The organism is Shinella oryzae (genome assembly GCF_023038235.1).
Lineage (GTDB): Bacteria > Pseudomonadota > Alphaproteobacteria > Rhizobiales > Rhizobiaceae > Shinella > Shinella sumterensis.
In genome coordinates, this window is record NZ_CP081987.1 from 1,525,254 (window position 1) to 1,546,515 (window position 21,262).

Here is a 21,262-nt window from a genome sequence, read left to right on the forward strand (position 1 = left end):
GCCTGCCGGGATTGCCCAGGGTTACGCGTGCTTTTCGAGCCAGGCGGCGATCACGCCTTCCAGGGCTTCGACCAGCGGCTCGTCTTCCAGTTCCTCGACGATCTCGGCGACGAAGGCGTTGACCAGCATGGCGCGTGCCTTGTTTTCCGGAATGCCGCGCGCCATCAGGTAATAGAGCTGCGTGTGGTCGATATCGATCACGGTCGCGCCGTGGCCGCACTGCACGTCGTCGGCGAAGATTTCCAGCTCCGGCTTGGCCGAGAAGTCGGCCTCGTCGGACAGCAGCAGCGTGTTGCACGACATCTTCGCGTCGGTCTTCTGGGCATCGGGCGCCACACGGATCTGGCCCTGGAAGACGCCGCGGGCGCGATCGAAGATCACGTTGCGGATGACTTCCGTGGAGGTCGTGTTCGGCACGTCGTGGCCGACCGTGAAGGTCACGTCATTGTGCGTCTCGCCGCCCAGCAGGTTGATGCCGCGCAGCACGAGATCGGAGCCCTCGCCCGACACCACGACATGGATTTCCTGCCGCACGAGCTTGCCGCCGGCATTGATCACGTAGAGGCGAAGCTTCGCGTCGGTGCCCAGCGTGATGCGGATCTGGCCGAGATGGGTATCGGCTACGCCTTGTGCCTGGAGGATGATCCAGGTGACCTCCGCGCCGTCCGAAAGCGTGATGTCGCTGACGGTCGTGACGAAGGCGGCGTTCTCGCCGGTCGCCACATGGCGCTCGATGACGGTCGCCTTGGAATTCGCGCCGAAGGTCGCCGGGAAACGCGTATGCGTCTGGCCGGCATTCTGCGTCGTCTGGATTTCGACGGGGTTCTCAAGTTCCGTTCCGGCAGGAATGTCGAGCACAAAACCGTCGCGTACGAAGGCACCGTTAAGGCGGCCGATCGTATCGTCAGCGTCGCGGGCAACGAGGCCGGCGGCGGCCGAGCCGTCGATGAGCGCATCCGCAAAGCGGGTCACCGTCACGCCATCGGCGGACGCCCGCTTGTCGGCGACGCCGTTGACAACCGACAGCACGTTTGCGCCCTCGACGAGCGGCTCGATCCTGTCGGCGGCAGCCGCGGGATCGAAGGCCGGAACAGCGCGCAGCAAAGCCTTGAGGTCGGTGTAATGCCACGCCTCGATGCGACGTGTCGGAAGGCCGGCGTCCTTGAAATCGCTGATCAGCACATCGCGCGCCGCCAGCACGGCGCCATCGCCCGGCAGTTCGCCGATGGCCTGGTCATAGGCGCCGCACAACGCCGTTTCGGCGACGGAAAGCGTCTTGCCTGTCTGCATGTTCATGAGATCACTCCTTCGCCATGCTTCAGGCAGCAGCCCCGATGATGTCGGCATAGCCGTTCGCTTCCAGCTCATTCGCCAGCGTCTTGTCGCCGGACTTGATGACCTGGCCCTTGTAGAGGACATGGACCGTGTCGGGCACGATATAGTCGAGCAGGCGCTGGTAGTGGGTGATGACGATAAAGGCCCGGTCGGGCGAACGCAGCGCGTTGACGCCGTCGGCCACGATCTTCAGCGCATCGATGTCGAGGCCGGAATCGGTCTCGTCGAGAACGCACAGCTTCGGCTCCAGCAGCGACATCTGCAGGATTTCGGCGCGCTTCTTCTCACCGCCGGAAAAGCCGACATTGAGCGGACGGCGCAGCATTTCCGGCGCGATCTTGAGTTCGGCGGCGGCTTCCTTGACGCGGCGCATGAAGTCCGGCGTCGTCAGCTCGTCCTCGCCGCGCGCCTTGCGCTGCTCGTTCATCGCGACCTTGAGGAACTGCATGGTGGCGACGCCGGGGATCTCGACCGGATACTGGAAGGCCAGGAAGATGCCCTTGGACGCGCGCTCGGCCGGGTCGAGCTCCAGGATGCTCTCGCCGTTATAGAGAATGTCGCCCTCGGTGACTTCATAGTCTTCGCGGCCGGACAGGATGTAGGAGAGCGTCGACTTGCCGGAGCCGTTCGGGCCCATGATGGCAGCGACTTCGCCGGCCTTCACGGTGAGGTTAAGGCCGCGGATGATCTCGGTGCCGTCTTCGGCGATGCGGGCGTGCAAGTTCTTGATTTCAAGCATGGACATATCCTTTTCGGACGAATTCGTGGTGCAGCGCGCGGACTTTCGCGCGCCTGAATTTCAGTGAATTGAGGTCAGCCGACCGAGCCTTCCAGCGAAATCCCGATGAGCTTCTGCGCCTCGACGGCGAATTCCATCGGCAGTTCCTGGATGACTTCCTTGACGAAGCCGTTGACAATCAGGGCGATGGCCGCTTCCGTGGGGATACCGCGCTGCAGGCAGTAGAACAGCTGGTCCTCGGAAATCTTGGACGTGGTCGCCTCGTGCTCGAACTGGGCCGTGGCGTTCTTCGCCTCGATATAGGGCACGGTATGCGCGCCGCACTTGTCGCCGATCAGGAGCGAGTCGCACTGGGTGAAGTTGCGCGCGTTCTCCGCCTTGCGGTGGGCCGAGACCTGGCCGCGATAGGTGTTGTTGGAGAAGCCGGCGGAAATGCCCTTGGAGACGATGCGGCTCGACGTGTTCTTGCCGAGATGGATCATCTTGGTGCCGCTGTCGATCTGCTGATGGCCGTTGGAAACGGCAATCGAGTAGAACTCGCCGCGCGAGCCATCGCCGCGCAGGATGCAGGACGGGTATTTCCAGGTGATGGCGGAGCCGGTCTCGACCTGCGTCCACGAGATCTTGGAATTCTTGCCCCGGCAATCGCCGCGCTTGGTGACGAAGTTGTAGATGCCGCCCTTGCCTTCCTTGTCGCCCGGATACCAGTTCTGGACGGTGGAATACTTGATTTCGGCATCATCCAGCGCGACCAGCTCGACGACGGCGGCATGCAGCTGGTTTTCGTCGCGCTGCGGCGCGGTGCAGCCTTCGAGGTAGGAGACGTAGGCGCCCTCTTCCGCGATGATCAGCGTGCGCTCGAACTGGCCGGTGTTTTTCTCGTTGATGCGGAAGTAGGTCGACAGCTCCATCGGGCAACGAACGCCCTTGGGCACGAAGACGAAGGACCCGTCCGTGAAGACGGCCGAATTGAGCGTCGCATAGAAGTTGTCGGTCGTCGGCACGACGGTGCCGAGATACTTCTTCACGAGATCGGGATATTCGCGGATGGCTTCGGAGATCGACATGAAGATCACGCCGGCCTTCTTCAGCTCTTCCTTGAAGGTCGTGACGACAGAAACCGAGTCGAAGACGGCGTCGACGGCGATCTTCGACGTCTGCACGCCGGCCAGGATTTCCTGCTCACGCAACGGAATACCGAGCTTTTCGTACATCTTCAGAAGTTCCGGATCGACTTCGTCGATGGACTTCGGGCCGGTCTGATTCTTCGGCGCGGCATAATAATAGAGATCGTTGAAGTCGATCTTCGGATAATTGACGCGCGCCCAGGTGGGCTCTTCCAGCGTCAGCCAGCGGCGATAGGCCTCAAGACGCCATTCGAGCATCCATTCCGGCTCGTCCTTCTTCGCCGAGATGAAACGGATGATCTCCTCGGAAAGACCCTTCGGGGCCTTTTCCATTTCGATGTTCGTTTCGAAACCGTATTTGTACTGGTCGACGTCAATCTGACGGACCTGATCGATCGTTTCCTGCACCGCAGGCATAGCGTTCTCCAATCTTGCCGGATCCAAGGTCCGGCAGTTTGTCAACGTGTGGCGGTCTACCGCCGGTTATGTAAGGGCCAAAGGGCGCTTTTCACACCTTTTGGCAAGCAAAAACTTGCGTTCCCGCAAGTTTTGCCTCAGGCGGCACGCCGGCGCGATACGACGCGCGAAAATGCCGCCAGAAAGCGTTCCACATCCGTCATAGTCGAGCCCGGGCCAAGCGACACGCGAAGCCCGCCGAGCGCGGCATCGAAGCCCATCGCCGTCAGCACATGGCTCTGCCCGACCTTGCCGGACGAGCAGGCCGAACCGGCCGAAAGCGCGATCCCCTCCAGATCGAAGGCGATCTGGCCGGTTTCGGACTTCAGGCCCGGCAGGCTGAAGAACGAGGTGTTGGCGACACGCTCGACCTCGGCGCCGTGAATGATCACGTCGTTGGTCGCCGCGCGCATGCCCTTTTCAAGCGCATCACGAAGGCCGGCAATGCGACCGTTGCGCGCGGCGGGCTCGTCGGCGGCACTGCGCGCGGCGGCGGCAAAACCGGCAAGTGCCGCAGGATTTTCCGTGCCGGAACGATGCCCCTTCTCCTGCCCGCCGCCACGGATCAGCGGCGCCGGCATCAGCACCTCGCCCCGCGAGACGAGCGCGCCCGCGCCCTTGGGGCCGCCAAGTTTATGCGAGGACAGGATCAGGAAATCCGCGTCCAGCGCCTCGATGTCCACAGGCATGCGGCCGACGGCCTGAACCGCATCGACGACAAGAAGGCCGCCATGGCGCCGCACGATCTCCGCCACGGCCTTTATCGGCTGGACGATGCCGGTCTCGTTGTTGGCAAGCATGACGGCGACCATCGGCAGGCCGCTTGTCTTGTCGTGGTTCTGCAGCAATGTCTCGAGCGCATCGAGATCCACGACACCGGCGCGTGTCACCGGAATGCTCGTCACGGCCTCACGGGCAAAGCGGCCGCCTTCACGGATCGCGGGATGCTCGATCTCGCTTGCATACAGATGGCCGATGGCGAGCGGCGTGCGCCCCATGCGATAGTTCGGTGTGAGGACGAGGTTCGCCGCCTCGGTCGCACCGCTGGTGAAGATGACATGGGCCGGCGCGGCATTGACGAGCGCTGCCACGTCCCGGCGCGCGGCTTCCACCAGCATGCGCAGCGCCCGGCCCTCGCCATGCACGGAAGAGGGATTGCCGACCAGATCGAGCGCTGCGACAAAGGCGTCACGCGCCGCCGGCAGCAAGGGCGCCGTCGCGTTCCAGTCCAGATATGTGCGCTCGGTTCTGATCATTCTTTATCCGTGCCCGGCAATCAAGGTCGATGCGCGTGCATTTTTCTTGAAATTTCCGTCGGGCTTGCCTTATGACACCAAACTCACGGCGCCAACCTGGCGCCCTACAGTTTCGAATGGTTCTAAACTAGGTTCTAGAAAAGCTGACTGCTTTCGTCAAGACTTCAGTTGACAAGAATCCGTTTTCGGACCCGAGCTTGCCGGAGTAAGAATGCCCGAAATCATCTTCAACGGACCCGCCGGTCGCCTTGAAGGCCGTTACCAGCCGTCCAAGCAGAAGAACGCCCCGATCGCCATCGTGCTGCACCCGCATCCGCAGTTCGGCGGCACGATGAACAACCAGATCGTCTACCAGCTGTTCTACATGTTCCAGAAGCGCGGCTTTACGACGCTGCGCTTCAATTTCCGCGGCATCGGCCGCAGCCAGGGCGAATTCGACCATGGCGCGGGCGAACTGTCGGATGCAGCGTCGGCACTCGACTGGGTGCAGAGCCTGCATCCCGATTCCAAGAGCTGCTGGGTCGCAGGCTATTCCTTCGGTGCGTGGATCGGCATGCAGCTCCTGATGCGCCGCCCGGAGATCGAAGGCTTCATGTCGATCGCCCCGCAGCCGAACACCTACGACTTCTCGTTCCTCGCCCCCTGCCCGTCGTCCGGCCTTATCATCAATGGTGAAGCAGACAAGGTTGCACCGGAAAAGGACGTCAACGGCCTCGTCGAGAAGCTGAAGACGCAGAAGGGCATCCTCATCACGCACAAGACCGTGCCGGGCGCCAACCACTTCTTCAACGGCCAGACGGAAACGCTGATGGCCGAATGCGAGGATTACCTCGACCGCCGCCTCGCCGGCGAACTGACACCGGAACCGGCCGCCAAGCGCATCCGCTGACCGGCCGACTGGCGCACAGACAAAAGCCCGATGCTTCGCCATCGGGCTTTTTTGTTGGGGCCTAGTTGGAGGTGCGCACGATTTCAAGAACGACGGAGGGCGGCTCGGCTTCCCGCACGCAATCGCGTCCGGCGCTCTTGGCGGCGTAAAGCGCATCATCCGCCCGGCGCATGGCAAAGCGCAGCGGCTCGTTCTGGCCGATTTCCGCTACGCCGAAGCTTGCGGTGACGCGAACGCCCGCCGGCAGGCCGGGCACCGGTGAGACAGCACGCGTCGCCCGCAATGCGTGAGCGAACAACAGGGCAGCCTCCTTGCCGGTGCGCGGCAGCAAGAGCACGAACTCCTCACCACCAATGCGGGCGACGAGCGCACCTTCAGGGGAAGCGGCCTTCAGCATCTCGCCAAAGGCACGGATCGCCGCATCGCCCCCCTCGTGGCCGTACGTATCGTTGATCGATTTGAAGCGATCGAGGTCGCAGATCACGATGCTGTGCGGCCCGGATTGAGCCATCAGTGTATCGACGCGATTGTCGAAACCGCGTCGATTACACAATCCCGAAAGCGGATCCACCTCAGCATTGATCTTCTCGTCGGCAACGATTTCCAGGACGAGCACGCACAACAGCATCAAACCGACGGCGACGATGAGAACGGCGCCCGTGCTCTGGGAGACAAGTGCGAATGGACTGCTAAGATAGTCTTTCGCAGTCGCACCCGCGCCGGCAAATACGGCGGCAAAGCCTTTCAAAATAAAATGCAGGCTGGTGGCGACCAGCAATACCACAAGCGCCCGATCCACAAAGGACTTCACCGGTGCCCGCCAAGTGGCCCAGGCACTCATCCCGAGCGCCACAGCAAAGGGCGCCTGATACAGCAGCGCGTGCTGTAGGGTGCCGCGCGGCAGGTCATAGATCAGGGCACCAAGCGCTACGAAGCACAGATAGATCCCGGCAAGAGCGGTACGATTGGTCCGCATTCTGTAAAGATGGCCGATCCCGATGCGCAACATGAACATGCCGGCGAGCATCGACGCGAAGGCTAAAAGCGCCCAGAGCCTCACCGGCGGCACAAGGGCGATGAGGAATTCAAAGATTGCAGACAGCGAGGCGACCGCAAAGCTGCCGGCAAACCAGCGCGCGGCGACACGATTACGGCTCCGGGCGGAGACCGCCAGGAAGAACATGAAGAAACATTGTGCGATGAGGAAATTCACCGCCAGCAGGAAGCCCGCGCCACTCATTGGCCACCTTACGCATTACACCGAAGCCACTCCCATGCATTGCAGCCCGGACTGACGACTGGCGATGCTAGAGATCGGCAGGAAAGATTGCGTTAAATCGAAGGAGATGATTTCCACAGCAGGCCGCCCGTCACCGCGGCCTTCACGCCCGTCGTCGCGGGAAAGGTGAGCGGCAGGCCGGCAAGCGATCGCACCGCCAGATAGGCCCAGGCTTCCGCCTCCATGCTGTCTCCGTCGAGCCCCAGCGCCTCCGCAGCGACGACCTCGGCCTCCTCCCGTTCGGCAAGCGCGGCAAGGTCCTCCATGATGACCCTGTTCAGCCGGCCGCCACCGCAGATCACGTAAAGCGCGGGACGTTCGGGCAGATGCCGCGCGGAGCGCAGGATCGCCGCCGCCGTCACATGGGCGAGCGTGCGCGCCCCGTCCTCAAGGTTCGCGTCGGTGTCCGACGGCGGGCGGAAATCGTTGCGGTCGAGCGAGCGGCGCACCGGATCGCTGAAGAAGGCAAGATCGAGATAGCGCGCCGCAAGCGCGGGATCGATACGGCCCCCGGACGCAATCGCCCCACCTTCGTCGAACGCGATGCCGGCGCGCGCTTCCACCCATTGGTCGATCAAGGTATTCCCCGGTCCGGAATCGTAGGCGACGATCTCTCCGCCGCTGCCGATGAAGGTGATGTTGGAGATGCCGCCGATATTGACGAAGACGACGGCCTTGCCGCGCGCATTGGCGTGGCTTGCGGCGAGTGCGGCATGATAGGCCGGAACCAGCGGCGCACCCTGCCCGCCATGCACCATGTCGTTGGCGCGCATGTCGCAGACGACGGCGATGCCGGTCTCGGCGGCCAGCAGTCCGCCATCGCCGAGCTGTACGGTCAGGCGGTCATCCGGCCGATGCAGCACGGTCTGGCCATGAAAGCCGATGACATCGATATCGGCGGCGGACAGGTCGTTCTGCGCGAGGAACGCGTTCACGGCGGCGGCATGGCGCAAGGTCAACTCCCGCTCGACCGCAGCCAGATCGCCCGGCCGGTCCCCGCGATCGCGGATCGTCCTGGCCGTTTCAAGCGCATCCTGCAGGCGAAGGCGGAAGGCAGTGTCATAGGCCTGCGCCATGGCCGGACCACGCTCGACGCGTCCCTCCCCGTCGGTGCGCAACAGAGCGACGTCTATGCCGTCGAGGCTCGTTCCGCTCATGAGGCCGATGGCCGTTTTCACTGCTGTCATGCGTCCTCTCCAGACTCACTTTTAAAGTGATTATGCCTGCAAACGATGTTAAACGCCCCGCTGTCCACCGGAAAACGATGTCCGGTCATCACGATTCCACCAGAGAGACAGGCCATGTCCGAATTCAAATCCGATTTCCTTCGCACGCTGAAAGAGCGCGGCTTCATTCATCAGATCTCCGATGAAACGGGCCTCGACGACCTTCTCGCCAAGGAAACCGTGACGGCCTATATCGGCTTCGATCCGACGGCGCCCAGTCTCCATGCCGGCGGGCTCATCCAGATCATGATGCTGCACTGGCTCCAGAAAACAGGCCACCGACCGGTTTCGCTGATGGGCGGCGGCACCGGCATGGTCGGCGATCCGTCCTTCAAGGACGAAGCGCGCCAGCTGATGACCCCGCAGACCATCAACGATAACATCGCCAGCATTAAGAAGGTCTTCTCCAATTACCTCACCTATGGGGACGGCCCGAAAGACGCGTTGATGATCAACAATGCCGACTGGCTGCTGGGCATCAACTACCTCGAATTCCTGCGCGATGTGGGCCGGCACTTCTCGGTCAACCGCATGCTGGCCTTCGACAGCGTGAAGATGCGCCTGGAGCGCGAGCAATCGCTGTCCTTCCTCGAATTCAACTACATGATCCTGCAGGCCTACGACTTCGTCGAGCTGAACAAGCGCTACGACGTGCGCCTCCAGATGGGTGGCTCCGACCAGTGGGGCAACATCATCAACGGCATCGACCTCGGCCACCGTATGGGTTCGCCGCAGCTCTATGCGCTGACCTCGCCGCTTCTGACCACTGCATCGGGCGCCAAGATGGGCAAGTCGCTTTCGGGTGCCGTGTGGCTGAACCCGGACATGCTGTCGGCCTATGATTTCTGGCAGTACTGGCGCAACACGGAAGACGCCGACGTCTCGCGCTTCCTGAAGCTCTACACCACCCTGCCGATGGACGAGATCGCCCGCCTTTCGGCGCTTGGCGGCTCGGAAATCAACGAGGTCAAGAAGATCCTCGCCACCGAAGTCACGGCGGTGCTGCATGGCCGCGAGAATGCCGAGCAGGCCGCCGAGACGGCGCGCAAGACCTTCGAGGAAGGCGCAATCGCCGAAAACCTGCCGTCCATCGATGTTGCCACGGGCGAACTCGAAGCCGGGGTTGGCCTGCTCGCGCTGATCGTCAAGGCCGGCCTCGCCGCCTCCAACGGCGAGGCACGCCGTCACGTCCAGGGCGGCGCGGTGCGCATCAACGACACCGCCGTCTCCGACGAGCGCCGCATCGTCGGCACCGCGGATGTTTCCGCCGACGGCGTCATCAAGCTCTCGCTCGGCAAGAAGAAGCACATCCTCGTGCGCCCGGCCTGAGCGACCACAATCGGAATGACGATCAAGGCCGCCTCCGGGCGGCCTTTTCATTGGAATTCGAAGATGTTGCGGAAGACGCCCGGGGCGATGATCGACAGCGGGTTGATCGTGAGATTGGGCTGTTCCAGCGAGCCGGCCAGCTTGAAGGTGATGCCGATCAGGCCGCGGTCGTTGCCGTTGCCGAGGATGACGCCGATCAGAGGCAGTTCGGCGAAGAGCCGGTTGAGGCCGTAGGCGGGCATGAAGGTGCCCGTCATGTCGATATTGCCGTTGGCGTCGCGCACGATGCCCTGGAATGTCGCGCCGACCGTTTCGCCACGCACGACGCCGTTCGCCACGCTGAGCGCGCCGCCGGAGGCACGCACCTGGGCAAAGCCGCGCGAGAACTTCACGGCGCTGACGTCGATCTCCCGGCGGACCGCCTGATTGAGGCTTCGGCCGTTTTCCCCGGCCGGGGTCGAGACGAGCGAACGCAGCCGCTCCTCGCCCACCAGCGCGAAGTTGCGGATATCGACCGAACCGAGCCAGCCGTTCGCGCCCGTGTCACGCAGGCGTACATTCAGCAGCCCGCCCCTCATATGGCGGTAGACATCGGCAAAGCGCGCAACGGCACCCGCATCACCGCTGGTCAGCTGGATCACGTCGACGCCATCGGTCTTCACCACCTGGGCCACGACAGGCGCGCCGCCCGATGTCACGCCGGAGAGGTTCAGCCCCGAAATGCGCCCGCCGGCCGTGTTGTAGCTGAACTGCACGTTGGACAGGCTCTCGCCGTTGAAGCCCACCGCACGCGAGAGGCTCGCATCCACGCTGACCGATTGCTTGTCGCCGCCGCTGCCCCCGGTCGCGTTCTTTAGCCGGGCGAGCACTTGACGGACATCCGCCGCCTCGCCATTGGCGGCGACCCGGTAACCGGACTTCGAACGGTCGACCTTGATGCGGAAACTGTCATCGGCCGACAGGCGAACGGTCGAGAAATTCGCCGAATCGAGAGAGGCGCCGCGGAAATTCAGCGCACCGGCGACATTGAAGCCCTCGCCGGCGAACCGGAAATCGGAAATCTTCGTCACGCCATCGGCCGTGCTGGCGGTCAGCGTCACCTTGCCGCCGATGCCCGCGCCCTTCGTCCAGCCCAGCCAAGGCACGGATACCGCCGCCTTGCCCATGTCGGCCTCGACGCTGCTTGTTCCATCGCCCTCCTGCTCGACGCGGATGTCGACAGGCCCCTCGACGATCTCGTCGAGACCAGGCAGTAGCGAACGGCGATCCTTGTTGCCGATGGTGCCTGACAGTGTCGTCTTGCGCTTGGCGCCGCTGGATTTGTCGACGGGCTCGACCAGCGCGATGTTGAGGCCGACGCCGTCGATATCGGCCTTGGCATCGAGCACCGCCTGCCGCGGATCGATCGTCAGGACACCGTGCAGATCCGTCACCTTGCGGCCGGCGACCGGCTTGCGCACGTCCACGCCGTCGAGCGTCAGCGCCGCGTTCCATTCGGGCGGCGGCGGCTTGTGCGCGGGGATCACGCCGAAGTGCGCCTTCACCTTGGCCTTCACCGGGCCGGCGAAATCCTCGGGCACGAAGCCCGTCGCGGGCAAGGCGCGGATCGGGCGATAGGTGACGAGTTCGGCGATGGCATCCGCATCGCCGGAAACGTCGATGTCCATGTCGGCCATCAGCGGCCTGGTGTAGTTGTCCGGAAGGATGAAGGTGCCGCCGGTCAGCGCGACGGATCGGCCCGACGGGAAATAGGCCGTGCCGCCCTTAATGGAGATGTCGGCGCGCGGCCCGCGCAGGCGGAACTGGCCGGACGTGTCACGCAGCGGCGGTATTTCCCCCGCCACGTTCATGCGTGCGCCCTCGATATCGAAATCGATCTTCAATTCGTCTTCGGTGAGGCGCATCGGCACGCCCGGCGTGCGCTCACGCCCCTCGGCGAGATAGAACTCGATGCGGCCGTTCGTGACCGTGCCGCCGAAAATGTTCTTGATCACCCAGCTGCGCGCCGTCTTGGCCATCCAGAACGGCCAGAACTGCTTGACGGCAGCCGATTCCAGTTCGCTGGCGATCATCACGAAGCTCACTTCCGGCTGCCGGTCGCCGAAACGCATGGCAAGCGAGCCCGCCACGTTGCCCTTTTCGCTCGACACCGCCATTTCGTCGAATTGCAGCTTCTTCGTCTTCGTCAGGTAATAGCCGCTCGCCTTCGCGTCGAAACGGATCGGCGCCTCGGTGGAATCGACCGGGCGGCTGATCGCGTTGCTGAAGACGAGATCGATGGCAAAGCCCTTGTCCGGCTTGTCGGAGACGCGGTCGAGATCGATGAGGCCGCCGGTGAAGGGGAAATGCGACTGGCCGACGCTCGCATCCTTCGACGCGAGCTCGATCGATCCCTTGTCGAAATTGTAGCTTGCCTTGATCGCCGACGGGCGCAGTTCGGCCGGCACGCCGTCGCCGTAAACCGTGCCGGCGGCAAGGCCGATGTCCACCACCAGCCGGGGCTTTGCGGCTTCGCCTTCGCGTCCCGCGCTGACGGTGACATCCATGGTGGTGTCGACACCCGCATGAATGTCTCCATCAGGGGCATGGCTCAGCAACAGATTGCCGAAGGCGACGTTGCGGATGACGCCGTCGATCGTGCGCACCGAGCCGCCCTGCGTCGCCGCGGTCAGGTCGATCTCGCCCTCCTTGTCGTTCAGCAGGAACCGGCCGTCGATGGACATGGTGCCGGACGCATCGCGCGAGAACTGGAGATCGGCAATGGACAAGACGACGGGACGCCCGCCCGGCCCCTGGAACGTCGCGCCGAAATCCGACAGGTTGACGGCCTGCATGCCGCTCGAATCGATCAGGCGATCCATGCCGTCCAGCCGCTCGAACGCCGTTTCGAGATAGTCGGGCACGTCGGAAATGCGCAGATCGTCGAGATCGAGCGGCTTGCTTTCGGGCAGGAGCGCCGCATTGATCATGACGCCATCGACATCGAGCCGCGAAATGGCGACGCGGCCGACGACAAGCGCCGTCGGATCGAGCACCAGGCCGACCGCCTCGGTCGTCGCCATCTCCTTCTGCGACTGGACGTCGACGATGCGCACATTCTCCGCCTTCAGGACGAAGCCGCGCAGGCCGGCGACACGCAGCACCGTATGATCCACCGAGGCCCGGTAACGCGGCCCCAGCGCATCGTTGAGGGCGGTGACGGCGCGGGCGTTCAGGGTGCTGTCGAAGACGCCCGCCTCCACAAGCGCGACAAGCCCCGCGCCGATGAACAGGACGAGCGCGACCACACCGGCAAGGATACGGCACAGAAAGCCGGTTCGGCCGGTTTCCACGGCGTGCAGGACGATCGGTTCATGGGCCCGCGCGGACGGCAGTTCGTGCAGCGGAACGATATCCTGCTTGCGGAACACAACTTTCTCGCCGCGGATCTCTCCCATGAAGCGTTTGCTTTCCCCTGCCCTGGTTCGCCGTGCTATCCCGTGGAAAGGTGGCGTGCCGTCCGCTCTGCGCTGGACGATTCTGCCCGTCACTATATATGCGGAAAGCCCGGTCCCTGACTCAAAAAGCCGGCCAAAGAAAGGAAATCCCATGGCAGAACTGGCCCCCGGCATGAAAGCCCCCGATTTCACGCTGCCGCGCGATGGCGGCGGCACCGTTTCCCTGCAGGATTTTCGCGGCAAGCCCGTCGTGCTGTTCTTCTATCCCAAGGATGACACGAGCGGTTGCACGACGGAGGCGAAGGATTTTACCGCCGCCCGGCCGGATTTCGACGCCGCCGGCGTCGCGCTGATCGGCATGTCGCCCGACCCGGTCAAGAAGCATGATTCGTTCGTCAAGAAGCACGGCCTCGACGTGCAGCTCGCCTCCGACGAAGGGCTGGAGACCTTGCAGGCCTATGGCGTGTGGAAGGAAAAGAGCATGTACGGCCGCGCCTATATGGGTGTCGAACGCACCACGGTTCTGATCGACGCCGAAGGCAAGATCGCCGAGATCTGGAACAAGGTGAAGGTCCCCGGCCATGTCGCCGCCGTTCTGGACGCTGCCAAGAAGCTTTAAGCGACGCGATCAAGGCCCTGGAATGACTCACCCCCCGCACATCGAAAGCCTGCGCGGCGGCGCCACCGCCGCCATCGCGTCTGCCGATCTCGACATGAAGGCGGATCTTGCGCAGGAAACCGCGCGCCGCTGGTTTGCCCGCACGCTCTCGATACGCTCGCCGCGCGATCCGGTGCTGCCCGCGCGGCCGGGCCGGCCGGACAAGCCGGACCTCGTGCCGCCGCGGAACATGGAAAAGCGCTCGCTGCACACCGAGAAGGGCCGCATCGCGCTCCTGCACGCGCTCGCCCATATCGAACTCAACGCCATCGATCTCGCCCTCGACATCGTCGCGCGCTTCACGACCGAGCGCGTGCCGCACTCCTTCTTCGACGGCTGGATGCAGGTGGCCTTCGAGGAGGCCAAGCATTTCGGGCTGATCCGCGACCGCCTGCGCGAACTCGGCGCCGACTACGGCGACCTGCCCGCCCATGACGGCCTGTGGCAGGCCGCGCACGACACGCGCAACGACCTGACCGCGCGCCTTGCCGTCGTGCCGCTCATCTTGGAGGCGCGCGGCCTCGACGTGACGCCCACATTGCAGATGAAGATGCGCGAGACCGGCGACCACGCCAGCGCCGACATTCTCGACATCATCTACAACGACGAGAAAGGCCATGTCGCCGTCGGCGCGAAGTGGTTCCGCTTCCTTTGCGCGCGGGAGAAAAAGGACCCGGCTGCCACCTTCCAGGCGCTTGTGCGCACCAATTTTCGCAGTCCGCTCAAGGCGCCGTTCAACGATGTCGCGCGCGCGGAGGCGGGGCTGACGCCCTCCTTCTACCGCGCCCTCGTTTCCGTAAGCCAGAGCTGATATTTCCGGCCGAAACGAGCCCCACGAAAGGCTTTATTAACCCTAACAGAGTGTAATCCCCGCAAGAGCACGGCAGCGCGAGTCACGACATGACGCGCCGGTAGCGTGGCTGAAACGTCTGGGGGTCATCTGTGGCGGAGCGTCCTGAAAACCGCGTCTTCGGAAAACGCGCGCAGCAGCATGTCGTTATCCTGGCGAGCGGCGACAAGATCCGCCACATGACCATCCGTCCCTGGATGGCGGCCGTCACATTCTGTTTCGCCGGCATGTTCACCGTCGGCTATCTCGCCGCCACCTCCTATCTCGTCCTGCGCGACGACCTCATCGGCGCCACGATGGCGCGGCAGGCGCGCATGCAGCACGATTACGAAGACCGCATCTCCGCGCTGCGCGCCCAGGTCGATCGCGTGACCAGCCGCCAGCTCCTCGACCAGCAGGTGGTGGAAGAGAAGGTCGAGAAGCTGATGCAGCAGCAGCTGGCGCTTTCCGCACGCCACGGCAAGCTCGACGCCCTGCTCAACCGCGCCGAAACCGTGCCCCTGCCCGAAGAGAAGCCGGTGACGGACGGCCGCCGCGCCGACGCCGTCGGCGCGATCAACACCATCATGGGCAACGTGGCCCCGCAGAAGACCACGCAACTCGCCTACGCTTCGACCGGAGAATCGGTCGCCGATCGGGCCGATCGCCTCTTTTCGCGCGTCACGCTGTCGCTGAAGGATCTCGAACACGACCAGCTGAACCGGATCCAGTCTCTGACGGCTGGCGCATCGGAAACCGCCGACGCCATCCAGACCATCCTGCGCCGCACCGGCTTCGATGTCACCGAGACGGCCGCCGCCGACGATCAGGCTGTTCAAGAGGGCGCGCAGACGGCCATCGGCGGCCCCTTCGTGGAGCCCGAGACCTTTTCCAATCCCTTCGAGGAATCCATCAACGACCTCGACGATGCGCTCGACCGTCTTGACGCGGCCCGCCGCACGGCGCGCAAGCTGCCCTTCGGCAACCCCTCGCCGGGCAGCAACATTACCAGCCGCTTCGGCAACCGCACCGATCCGTTCCTCGGCCGGCTGGCGCTGCATGCCGGCATCGATTTCCGCGCGAGCACGGGCACGCAGATTCATTCCAGCGGTGCGGGCACCGTCACCGTCGCCGGCCGCAACGGCGGCTACGGCAACATGGTGGAAATCGATCACGGCGACGGCCTGACCACGCGCTACGCCCATCTTTCCCGCGTTCTCGTCAAGGTCGGCGATCACGTCGAGGCGTCCGATCCGGTCGGCCTCTCGGGCACGACGGGGCGTTCCACCGGCCCGCACCTGCACTACGAAGTGCGCCGTAACGGCAAGGCGATCGACCCGATGCGCTTCCTCATGGCGGGCATGAAGCTGACCACCTACATGGATTGACGAACGCCAGATCCGTTCCCCTTCGTATGACAAATTTGTCGTCCGGCAGCAGCAAATAGCCCGCCGTTTTTGTAGAAAAGCTGATTTCCTTGACTTTCCGGCACTTTCGGCATAAGTGCGCTGCATCCTAGCGGCGCATCGACCGCTACAACTCATTGTGTTCGCGAGAACCGGAACGGAAACTGTTTTTCCTTTGACCACTTTTGCTGATCTTGGCCTGAGCCAGAAAGTCCTGTCCGCCGTCACCGATTCGGGCTACACGATCCCGACTCCGATCCAGGCCGGTGCCATCCCGCCGGCGCTTGCGCGACGCGACATTCTCGGCATTGCCCAGACAGGCACCGGCAAGACCGCCTCCTTCGTGCTGCCGATGCTGACCCTTCTCGAAAAGGGCCGTGCCCGCGCCCGCATGCCGCGCACGCTGATCCTCGAGCCGACCCGCGAACTGGCGGCACAGGTTGCCGAGAACTTCGAAAAATACGGCAAGAACCACAAGCTGAACGTGGCGCTGCTCATCGGCGGGGTCTCCTTCGACGAGCAGGACCGCAAGCTGGAGCGTGGCGCCGACGTGCTGATCTGCACGCCCGGCCGTCTTCTCGACCATTGCGAGCGCGGCAAGCTGCTGATGACCGGCGTCGAAATCCTCGTCATCGACGAGGCCGACCGCATGCTCGACATGGGCTTCATCCCCGATATCGAGCGCATCGCCAAGCTCATTCCCTTTACGCGCCAGACGCTGTTCTTCTCGGCCACCATGCCGCCGGAAATCCAGAAGCTGGCCGACCGCTTCCTGCAGAACCCGGAGCGCATCGAGGTGGCCCCGCCGTCCTCCACGGCAAAGACCGTGACGCAGCGTTTCGTCGCCACCCACAGCAAGGATTACGAGAAGCGCGCCGTGCTGCGCGATCTCATCCGCGCCCAGGACGATCTCAAGAACGCGATCATCTTCTGCAACCGCAAGGTCGATGTCGCGGACCTCTTCCGCTCGCTGGACCGCCACGGCTTCTCCGTCGGCGCCCTGCACGGCGACATGGACCAGCGGTCGCGCACGACGATGCTGGCGAATTTCAAGGAAAACAAGCTCACGCTGCTCGTGGCGTCAGATGTCGCGGCCCGCGGCCTCGACATTCCCGATGTGAGCCACGTCTTCAACTTCGACGTCCCGATCCATGCCGAGGACTATGTCCACCGCATCGGCCGCACCGGCCGTGCCGGCCGCTCGGGCGCCGCCTTCACCCTCGTCTCCAAGCGTGACGGCAAGTTCGTCGACGCCATCGAAAAGCTGATCGATCAGAAGATCGAATGGCTGAACGGCTCGCTCGAAGACCTGCCGCAGCAGGCCGAAAGCGAAGAGCGTGAACGCCCGCGCAACGGCCGCGATCGCGGCGGGCGCGACCGTGACCGCTCGCGCGGCCGTGGCAGGAGTGAAGCCCGTGCCCCGGAACCCCGGGTCGAGGCAATCGAGACCGAAGAAAAGGTGGACGTCGTGAAAGCTGAACGCAAGGCGGACGTACGGCCGCAGAATCCCGCACGCAATCCCCGCGCTGCAAACCACGCCGCGCCGCGCCCGGCCAATGATGACAGCCGTGACCGCCGCAACCGCTACCGCCGCGACGACGATGACGGCCCGACGCCGCTCGGCTTCGGCGACGAGGTCCCGGCCTTCATGCTGATTGCCGGCAAGGCCTGACGGCGCCGGTTTTGCGCTTTGCGGCGCGAAACCACACCTGCTGGAATTCCTGAATGTCAACTCCTGGAATAGACGTGCCAGGCCTCGGTTGCGGCCTGGCTGTTTTGCGTGACGGCAAGCTGCTGCTCTATCGGCGCGTCAAGGCGCCGGAGGCCAGGTGCTGGAACATCGTGGGCGGCAAGGTCGACCACATGGAACGCGCCATTGATGCCGCCCGCCGCGAGGCGGAGGAAGAATCCGGCATCGTGACGCACACCATCGACTTTCTCTGCATCTCCGAGCAGATCATCACGCAGGAGCGCCAGCACTGGCTGTCGCTCATTTATGTGACCGACGATTTTTCCGGTGAGCCTGATGTCATGGAGCCGGAAAAGCTGCCGGAATTCGGCTGGTTCGCACTCGATGACCTGCCGAGCCCGCTTTCGCGCTTTGCCGCGGATGCGGTGGACGCGCTCATTCGGCGTCAGCCGGCGCGCAACGCCGCCTCGTAGGCGCGCCGCACCCAGATCGCCATTTCGTCGGGATCGTCGAAGGCCGCTTCCGGCACCGACCAGTAGGGCATCTTCACCGGCGTGCCCTTCTTGCCCTCATAGGTCCATTGCCGGCACCCTGCCGCCTCGAAATCGGGCGCGCTGACCGAATCGGCCTTGAGCAGGATCTCATCGCGGAAATCGAGCGCCAGGATGCGGCCCTGATGGTAGATGCCCTTGCCGCCGAACATGCGCCGGATCGTCACCGGCCCGAGCGCCTGGAACATCTCTTCAATCCCGTCGCGATCCAAGTTCCGCTCCTGTTTCTGTCCGCCGCGCCTACAGCGTGTGGTAACCCCGGTCCATGTAGATGAGCGCCGGGCGGTGTTCGCCGAAGGAAACGCCCATGACCTCGCCGATCAGCACCATATGGGTCGCCATGACCGTGAGTTCGACAAGCCGGCAATCGAAGGCCGCCAGCGCATTCTTCAGCACAGGAGCACCCGTAGCAAGCTCCTGCCAGTCGCCAAGGGCGAAACGCTCTTGCGGTGTCATCGCAGGGTCACGGCCGGAAAAGGCGTTGGCGAGATGGATCTGGTCCGCAGCGAGCGCGTTCAGCGCGAAATGGCCGCTCTTCTCGAAGATCGCGTTCTTGGAATTCGAGGCGTTGATGCAGGCAAGCACCATGGCCGGGCTGTCGGAGACCGAGCAGGCGGCGGTGATCGTGACGCCGCGTCGTTCGCCGTCATGCGCGGTCGTGACGATCTGAACATGGCCGGCATAACGGCTCATGGCATCGCGATAAAGCGACGGATCCAGCGTCGATCTGTCCAACACGGCATTCTCCTTTGACACTGGAGATACATGGCGAAAATGAACGCAAATGTAACCCCCGAACGCCGAATTTTCCTGTCTCTTTCAGGACAATGGCCGGGTTCGGGACTTTTCCCTTTGACGCCCGAAGCCCGATCCGTACAAAGGAAACGATCGCGATCCATGGGTTGAAGATGAAGAGCGCCGTCCTTGCCAGCCTGTTTGCCACCATCGGCGCTGTCGCCTCGCCTGCCCTTGCGGCCGGCCTGACCTTCGCCGTCGTGGCCCCCACGGAAGGCCCGCTCGCCATCCTCGGCCAGCAGGTGCGCGATGGTGCCCGCTTTGCCGCCGCAGCCAATGGCGACACCGTGGTGGAGATCGCGGAGGCCTGCGACGAGACCGATGGCGAAGGCATCGCCGGGCAGATCATCGCTGCGGATGCGCGCGCCGCCATCGGCTTCCTCTGCACGGAGGGGCTTGCCGCCGCCCTGCCGGCGCTTGCCGAGGCGCAGATCCCGGCCATCACGCTCTCCGTGCGCTCCGGCATTCTCATGGAAGACGCGCTGAAGAAGAAGTGGCCGCTCTTCCGGCTGGCGCCCGGCCCGAAGGCGGAAGCGGAAAAGGCCGTCGAGGTCATCACGCGCGACTGGAAATCGGAACCCTTCGCCCTCATCGACGACGGCACGATCCATGCGCGCGAACTGGTGGAGGCCGTGCGTCTCCAGCTGGAAGAGATCGGCATGAAGGCCACCTTCGTCGATACGTTCCGCCCCGCCCAGGAACAGCAGCTGACGCTGGTGCGTCGGCTTGCCAAAACGGGCGTCACGCATGTCTTCGTCGGCGGCGACCGGACCGATGTCGCGGTGATCGCCCGCGACGCGAAGGCCGAGAAGGTCTCGCTCATTCTGCTGGGCGGCGAAGCGCTCCTGGGCGCCGACCCGGCCGTTCCGATGACGGACAGTGTGCAGGCGATCGCCCTGCCCGATTACCAGGCTTTGCGTGAGGGAAGGCCCGTAGCCGCTGCCATGCAGGCCGAGGGCATCGTGGCGGAAGGTTATGTGCTGCCGGCCCATGCCGCCGTAAGCGTGGTGGCTGCGGCCGCGGCCGAAAGCGGCGACCTCATCGAAAAACTCACGACCGGCAGCTTCGCGACCGCTCTCGGCCCTGTCGCCTTCGGCAGCGACCACGAGCTGCGGGACAATCCCTATCGCCTGCTGGTGTGGCGCGACGGCGCCTTCGCGCCGGCCGATGCCGAGAAGGAAGGCGAATAAATGCGCCCCGGCCCGAAGAACCGCATCACGGATGTCGCGGGCCTCAGGGTTGGCAATGCGACGGACCATGCGCTGCGCTCCGGCGTGACGGTCGTGCTCTGCGAGGCGCCGGCAATCGCGGCCGTCCAGGTGCTGGGTGGTGCGCCCGGCACGCGCGAGACGGACCTTCTCGAACCGCACAACACGGTGCAGACGGTCGATGCCGTGGTGCTTTCCGGCGGCTCCGCCTTCGGGCTCGATGCCGCGTCCGGCGTGCAGGCCGGGTTGCGGGAGGCCGGCCGCGGCTTTGCCGTCGGTCCGCACCGCATTCCCATCGTGCCGGCCGCCATCCTGTTCGATCTCATGAACGGCGGCGACAAGGACTGGGGCCGCTACCCGCCCTATCGCGAACTGGGCTATACGGCGCTCGCCGCCGCGGCGGAGGATTTCGAGACCGGCAGCACCGGCGCCGGGACCGGGGCGCTCACCGCCACCTTCAAGGGCGGGCTCGGCTCCGCATCCAGCGTGCTCGATAGCGGTTTTACGGTCGGAGCGCTTGTCGCGGTCAACGCGCTCGGGTCCGCGACGATCGGCGATAGCAGGCATTTCTGGGCAGCGCCCTTCGAGGAGGACGGCGAATTCGGCGGGCTCGGCCTGCCCGCACCCCTGCCCCCCGAAGCGCGGCTGCCGCGCACGAAAATGTCGCGCAGCCCGACCGCCACGGAAAACACCACCATCGCCGTCATCGCCACCGACGCCGTCCTGACCAAGGCGGAAGCGAAGCGTCTGGCGATCGCCGCCCATGACGGCTTTGCCCGCGCGCTGTGGCCGGCGCATACGCCCTTCGACGGCGACCTTGTCTTCGCGCTCGCCACCGGCCGCAGCGGGCGCACACCGGCACCGGAGGATTTCGTCGAGCTGGGCGCGTCCGCCGCCTCGACCATGGCCCGCGCCATCGCGCGCGGCGTGCACGACGCCAAGCCGATGGCGGGCGACATCATGCCGAGCTGGGCGACGGGCTAATTCGCCCGTTGTTCCCCCCTGCCGGGAATGATATGGCCACGCCCATATCCTGCCCCATCCTGTTCCGA

Annotated in this window: 18 protein-coding genes; 9 read left to right on the forward strand and 9 right to left on the reverse strand. The window is 64.3% G+C overall.

The genetic code is table 11. The features are described from left to right. Positions 1 to 21 precede the first annotated feature (21 nt). The 4 genes from sufD to K6301_RS07635 all read right to left on the reverse strand — a co-directional run bounded on the left by sufD (position 22) and on the right by K6301_RS07635 (position 4,910). Positions 22 to 1,296, reverse strand: a complete 1,275-nt coding sequence (gene sufD, locus K6301_RS07620) for a Fe-S cluster assembly protein SufD (RefSeq protein ID WP_247220285.1) — start codon at positions 1,294 to 1,296, stop codon at positions 22 to 24. A 22-nt stretch (positions 1,297 to 1,318) separates the two neighbouring features. After that, entirely contained in the window at positions 1,319 to 2,074 is a 756-nt protein-coding gene (gene sufC, locus K6301_RS07625; protein ID WP_247220286.1) for a Fe-S cluster assembly ATPase SufC, read from the reverse strand. Positions 2,075 to 2,148: 74 nt separating this feature from the next. Continuing rightward, a complete protein-coding gene (gene sufB / locus K6301_RS07630; protein ID WP_247220288.1) occupies positions 2,149 to 3,618 on the reverse strand; it encodes a Fe-S cluster assembly protein SufB in 1,470 nt (489 codons plus the stop codon). Positions 3,619 to 3,755: 137 nt separating this feature from the next. After that, the gene (locus K6301_RS07635) at positions 3,756 to 4,910 is read right to left on the reverse strand and encodes a cysteine desulfurase family protein (protein ID WP_247220539.1); all 1,155 of its coding nucleotides are present in this window, start codon (positions 4,908 to 4,910) and stop codon (positions 3,756 to 3,758) included. A 214-nt stretch (positions 4,911 to 5,124) separates the two neighbouring features. Here K6301_RS07635 and K6301_RS07640 point away from each other — a divergent pair, with 214 nt between their 5' ends. Further along, positions 5,125 to 5,802, forward strand: coding sequence for an alpha/beta hydrolase (locus K6301_RS07640; protein ID WP_134650779.1), 678 nt, complete (start codon positions 5,125 to 5,127; stop codon positions 5,800 to 5,802). 61 nt (positions 5,803 to 5,863) lie between these two features. Here the strand turns inward: K6301_RS07640 and K6301_RS07645 are convergent, their stop codons facing one another. Beyond that, entirely contained in the window at positions 5,864 to 7,042 is a 1,179-nt protein-coding gene (locus tag K6301_RS07645; protein ID WP_247220289.1) for a GGDEF domain-containing protein, read from the reverse strand. Between the two features lie 92 nt (positions 7,043 to 7,134). Continuing rightward, complete coding sequence (locus tag K6301_RS07650; protein ID WP_247220291.1) at positions 7,135 to 8,268, reverse strand: anhydro-N-acetylmuramic acid kinase; 1,134 nt, start codon at positions 8,266 to 8,268, stop codon at positions 7,135 to 7,137. Positions 8,269 to 8,382: 114 nt separating this feature from the next. Here K6301_RS07650 and tyrS point away from each other — a divergent pair, with 114 nt between their 5' ends. After that, positions 8,383 to 9,636 (forward strand): tyrosine--tRNA ligase, encoded by a 1,254-nt coding sequence (gene tyrS, locus K6301_RS07655; protein WP_247220293.1) that lies wholly within the window; start codon positions 8,383 to 8,385, stop codon positions 9,634 to 9,636. A gap of 47 nt (positions 9,637 to 9,683) precedes the next feature. Here tyrS and K6301_RS07660 read toward each other — a convergent pair whose 3' ends face one another. Continuing rightward, a complete protein-coding gene (locus K6301_RS07660; RefSeq protein ID WP_247220295.1) occupies positions 9,684 to 13,073 on the reverse strand; it encodes a YhdP family protein in 3,390 nt (1,129 codons plus the stop codon). A 151-nt stretch (positions 13,074 to 13,224) separates the two neighbouring features. Between K6301_RS07660 and K6301_RS07665 the strand changes: the two genes are divergently transcribed. The 5 genes from K6301_RS07665 (at position 13,225) to K6301_RS07685 (ending at position 18,129) form a co-directional block, all read left to right on the forward strand. Beyond that, complete coding sequence (locus tag K6301_RS07665) at positions 13,225 to 13,692, forward strand: peroxiredoxin (RefSeq protein WP_247220297.1); 468 nt, start codon at positions 13,225 to 13,227, stop codon at positions 13,690 to 13,692. A gap of 22 nt (positions 13,693 to 13,714) precedes the next feature. Further along, entirely contained in the window at positions 13,715 to 14,542 is an 828-nt protein-coding gene (locus K6301_RS07670) for a ferritin-like domain-containing protein (protein ID WP_247220299.1), read from the forward strand. A gap of 131 nt (positions 14,543 to 14,673) precedes the next feature. Beyond that, positions 14,674 to 15,948 carry a M23 family metallopeptidase gene (locus tag K6301_RS07675; protein ID WP_247220301.1) on the forward strand — a complete coding sequence of 425 codons (1,275 nt, stop codon included), beginning with the start codon at positions 14,674 to 14,676 and terminating at the stop codon, positions 15,946 to 15,948. A gap of 193 nt (positions 15,949 to 16,141) precedes the next feature. After that, the gene (locus K6301_RS07680; protein ID WP_247220303.1) at positions 16,142 to 17,638 is read left to right on the forward strand and encodes a DEAD/DEAH box helicase; all 1,497 of its coding nucleotides are present in this window, start codon (positions 16,142 to 16,144) and stop codon (positions 17,636 to 17,638) included. A gap of 53 nt (positions 17,639 to 17,691) precedes the next feature. Beyond that, positions 17,692 to 18,129 (forward strand): NUDIX domain-containing protein, encoded by a 438-nt coding sequence (locus K6301_RS07685; RefSeq protein WP_247220305.1) that lies wholly within the window; start codon positions 17,692 to 17,694, stop codon positions 18,127 to 18,129. Here K6301_RS07685 and K6301_RS07690 read toward each other — a convergent pair. Both K6301_RS07690 and K6301_RS07695 read right to left on the reverse strand, forming a co-directional pair. After that, the gene (locus tag K6301_RS07690) at positions 18,102 to 18,419 is read right to left on the reverse strand and encodes a TfoX/Sxy family protein (RefSeq protein WP_247220307.1); all 318 of its coding nucleotides are present in this window, start codon (positions 18,417 to 18,419) and stop codon (positions 18,102 to 18,104) included. The genes K6301_RS07685 and K6301_RS07690 overlap by 28 nt on opposite strands. Before the next feature lie 28 nt (positions 18,420 to 18,447). Continuing rightward, positions 18,448 to 18,942, reverse strand: a complete 495-nt coding sequence (locus tag K6301_RS07695; RefSeq protein WP_425475388.1) for a flavin reductase family protein — start codon at positions 18,940 to 18,942, stop codon at positions 18,448 to 18,450. Positions 18,943 to 19,115: 173 nt separating this feature from the next. Here K6301_RS07695 and K6301_RS07700 point away from each other — a divergent pair, with 173 nt between their 5' ends. Then, positions 19,116 to 20,192 (forward strand): ABC transporter substrate-binding protein, encoded by a 1,077-nt coding sequence (locus K6301_RS07700; RefSeq protein WP_247220308.1) that lies wholly within the window; start codon positions 19,116 to 19,118, stop codon positions 20,190 to 20,192. Continuing rightward, complete coding sequence (locus tag K6301_RS07705; RefSeq protein WP_247220310.1) at positions 20,193 to 21,194, forward strand: P1 family peptidase; 1,002 nt, start codon at positions 20,193 to 20,195, stop codon at positions 21,192 to 21,194. It abuts the gene before it with no gap. Positions 21,195 to 21,262: the final 68 nt, after the last annotated feature.

Coding starts and splice junctions, on each gene's coding strand:
- K6301_RS07640 (WP_134650779.1), top strand. CDS start 5,125: ATGCCCGAAATCATCTTCAACGGACCCGCCGGTCGCCTTGAAGGCCGT.
- tyrS (WP_247220293.1), top strand. CDS start 8,383: ATGTCCGAATTCAAATCCGATTTCCTTCGCACGCTGAAAGAGCGCGGC.
- K6301_RS07670 (WP_247220299.1), top strand. CDS start 13,715: ATGACTCACCCCCCGCACATCGAAAGCCTGCGCGGCGGCGCCACCGCC.
- sufB (WP_247220288.1), bottom strand. CDS start 3,618: ATGCCTGCGGTGCAGGAAACGATCGATCAGGTCCGTCAGATTGACGTC.
- sufC (WP_247220286.1), bottom strand. CDS start 2,074: ATGCTTGAAATCAAGAACTTGCACGCCCGCATCGCCGAAGACGGCACC.
- sufD (WP_247220285.1), bottom strand. CDS start 1,296: ATGAACATGCAGACAGGCAAGACGCTTTCCGTCGCCGAAACGGCGTTG.
- K6301_RS07660 (WP_247220295.1), bottom strand. CDS start 13,073: ATGGGAGAGATCCGCGGCGAGAAAGTTGTGTTCCGCAAGCAGGATATC.
- K6301_RS07645 (WP_247220289.1), bottom strand. CDS start 7,042: ATGAGTGGCGCGGGCTTCCTGCTGGCGGTGAATTTCCTCATCGCACAA.
- K6301_RS07700 (WP_247220308.1), top strand. CDS start 19,116: ATGAAGAGCGCCGTCCTTGCCAGCCTGTTTGCCACCATCGGCGCTGTC.
- K6301_RS07685 (WP_247220305.1), top strand. CDS start 17,692: ATGTCAACTCCTGGAATAGACGTGCCAGGCCTCGGTTGCGGCCTGGCT.
- K6301_RS07705 (WP_247220310.1), top strand. CDS start 20,193: ATGCGCCCCGGCCCGAAGAACCGCATCACGGATGTCGCGGGCCTCAGG.
- K6301_RS07665 (WP_247220297.1), top strand. CDS start 13,225: ATGGCAGAACTGGCCCCCGGCATGAAAGCCCCCGATTTCACGCTGCCG.
- K6301_RS07650 (WP_247220291.1), bottom strand. CDS start 8,268: ATGACAGCAGTGAAAACGGCCATCGGCCTCATGAGCGGAACGAGCCTC.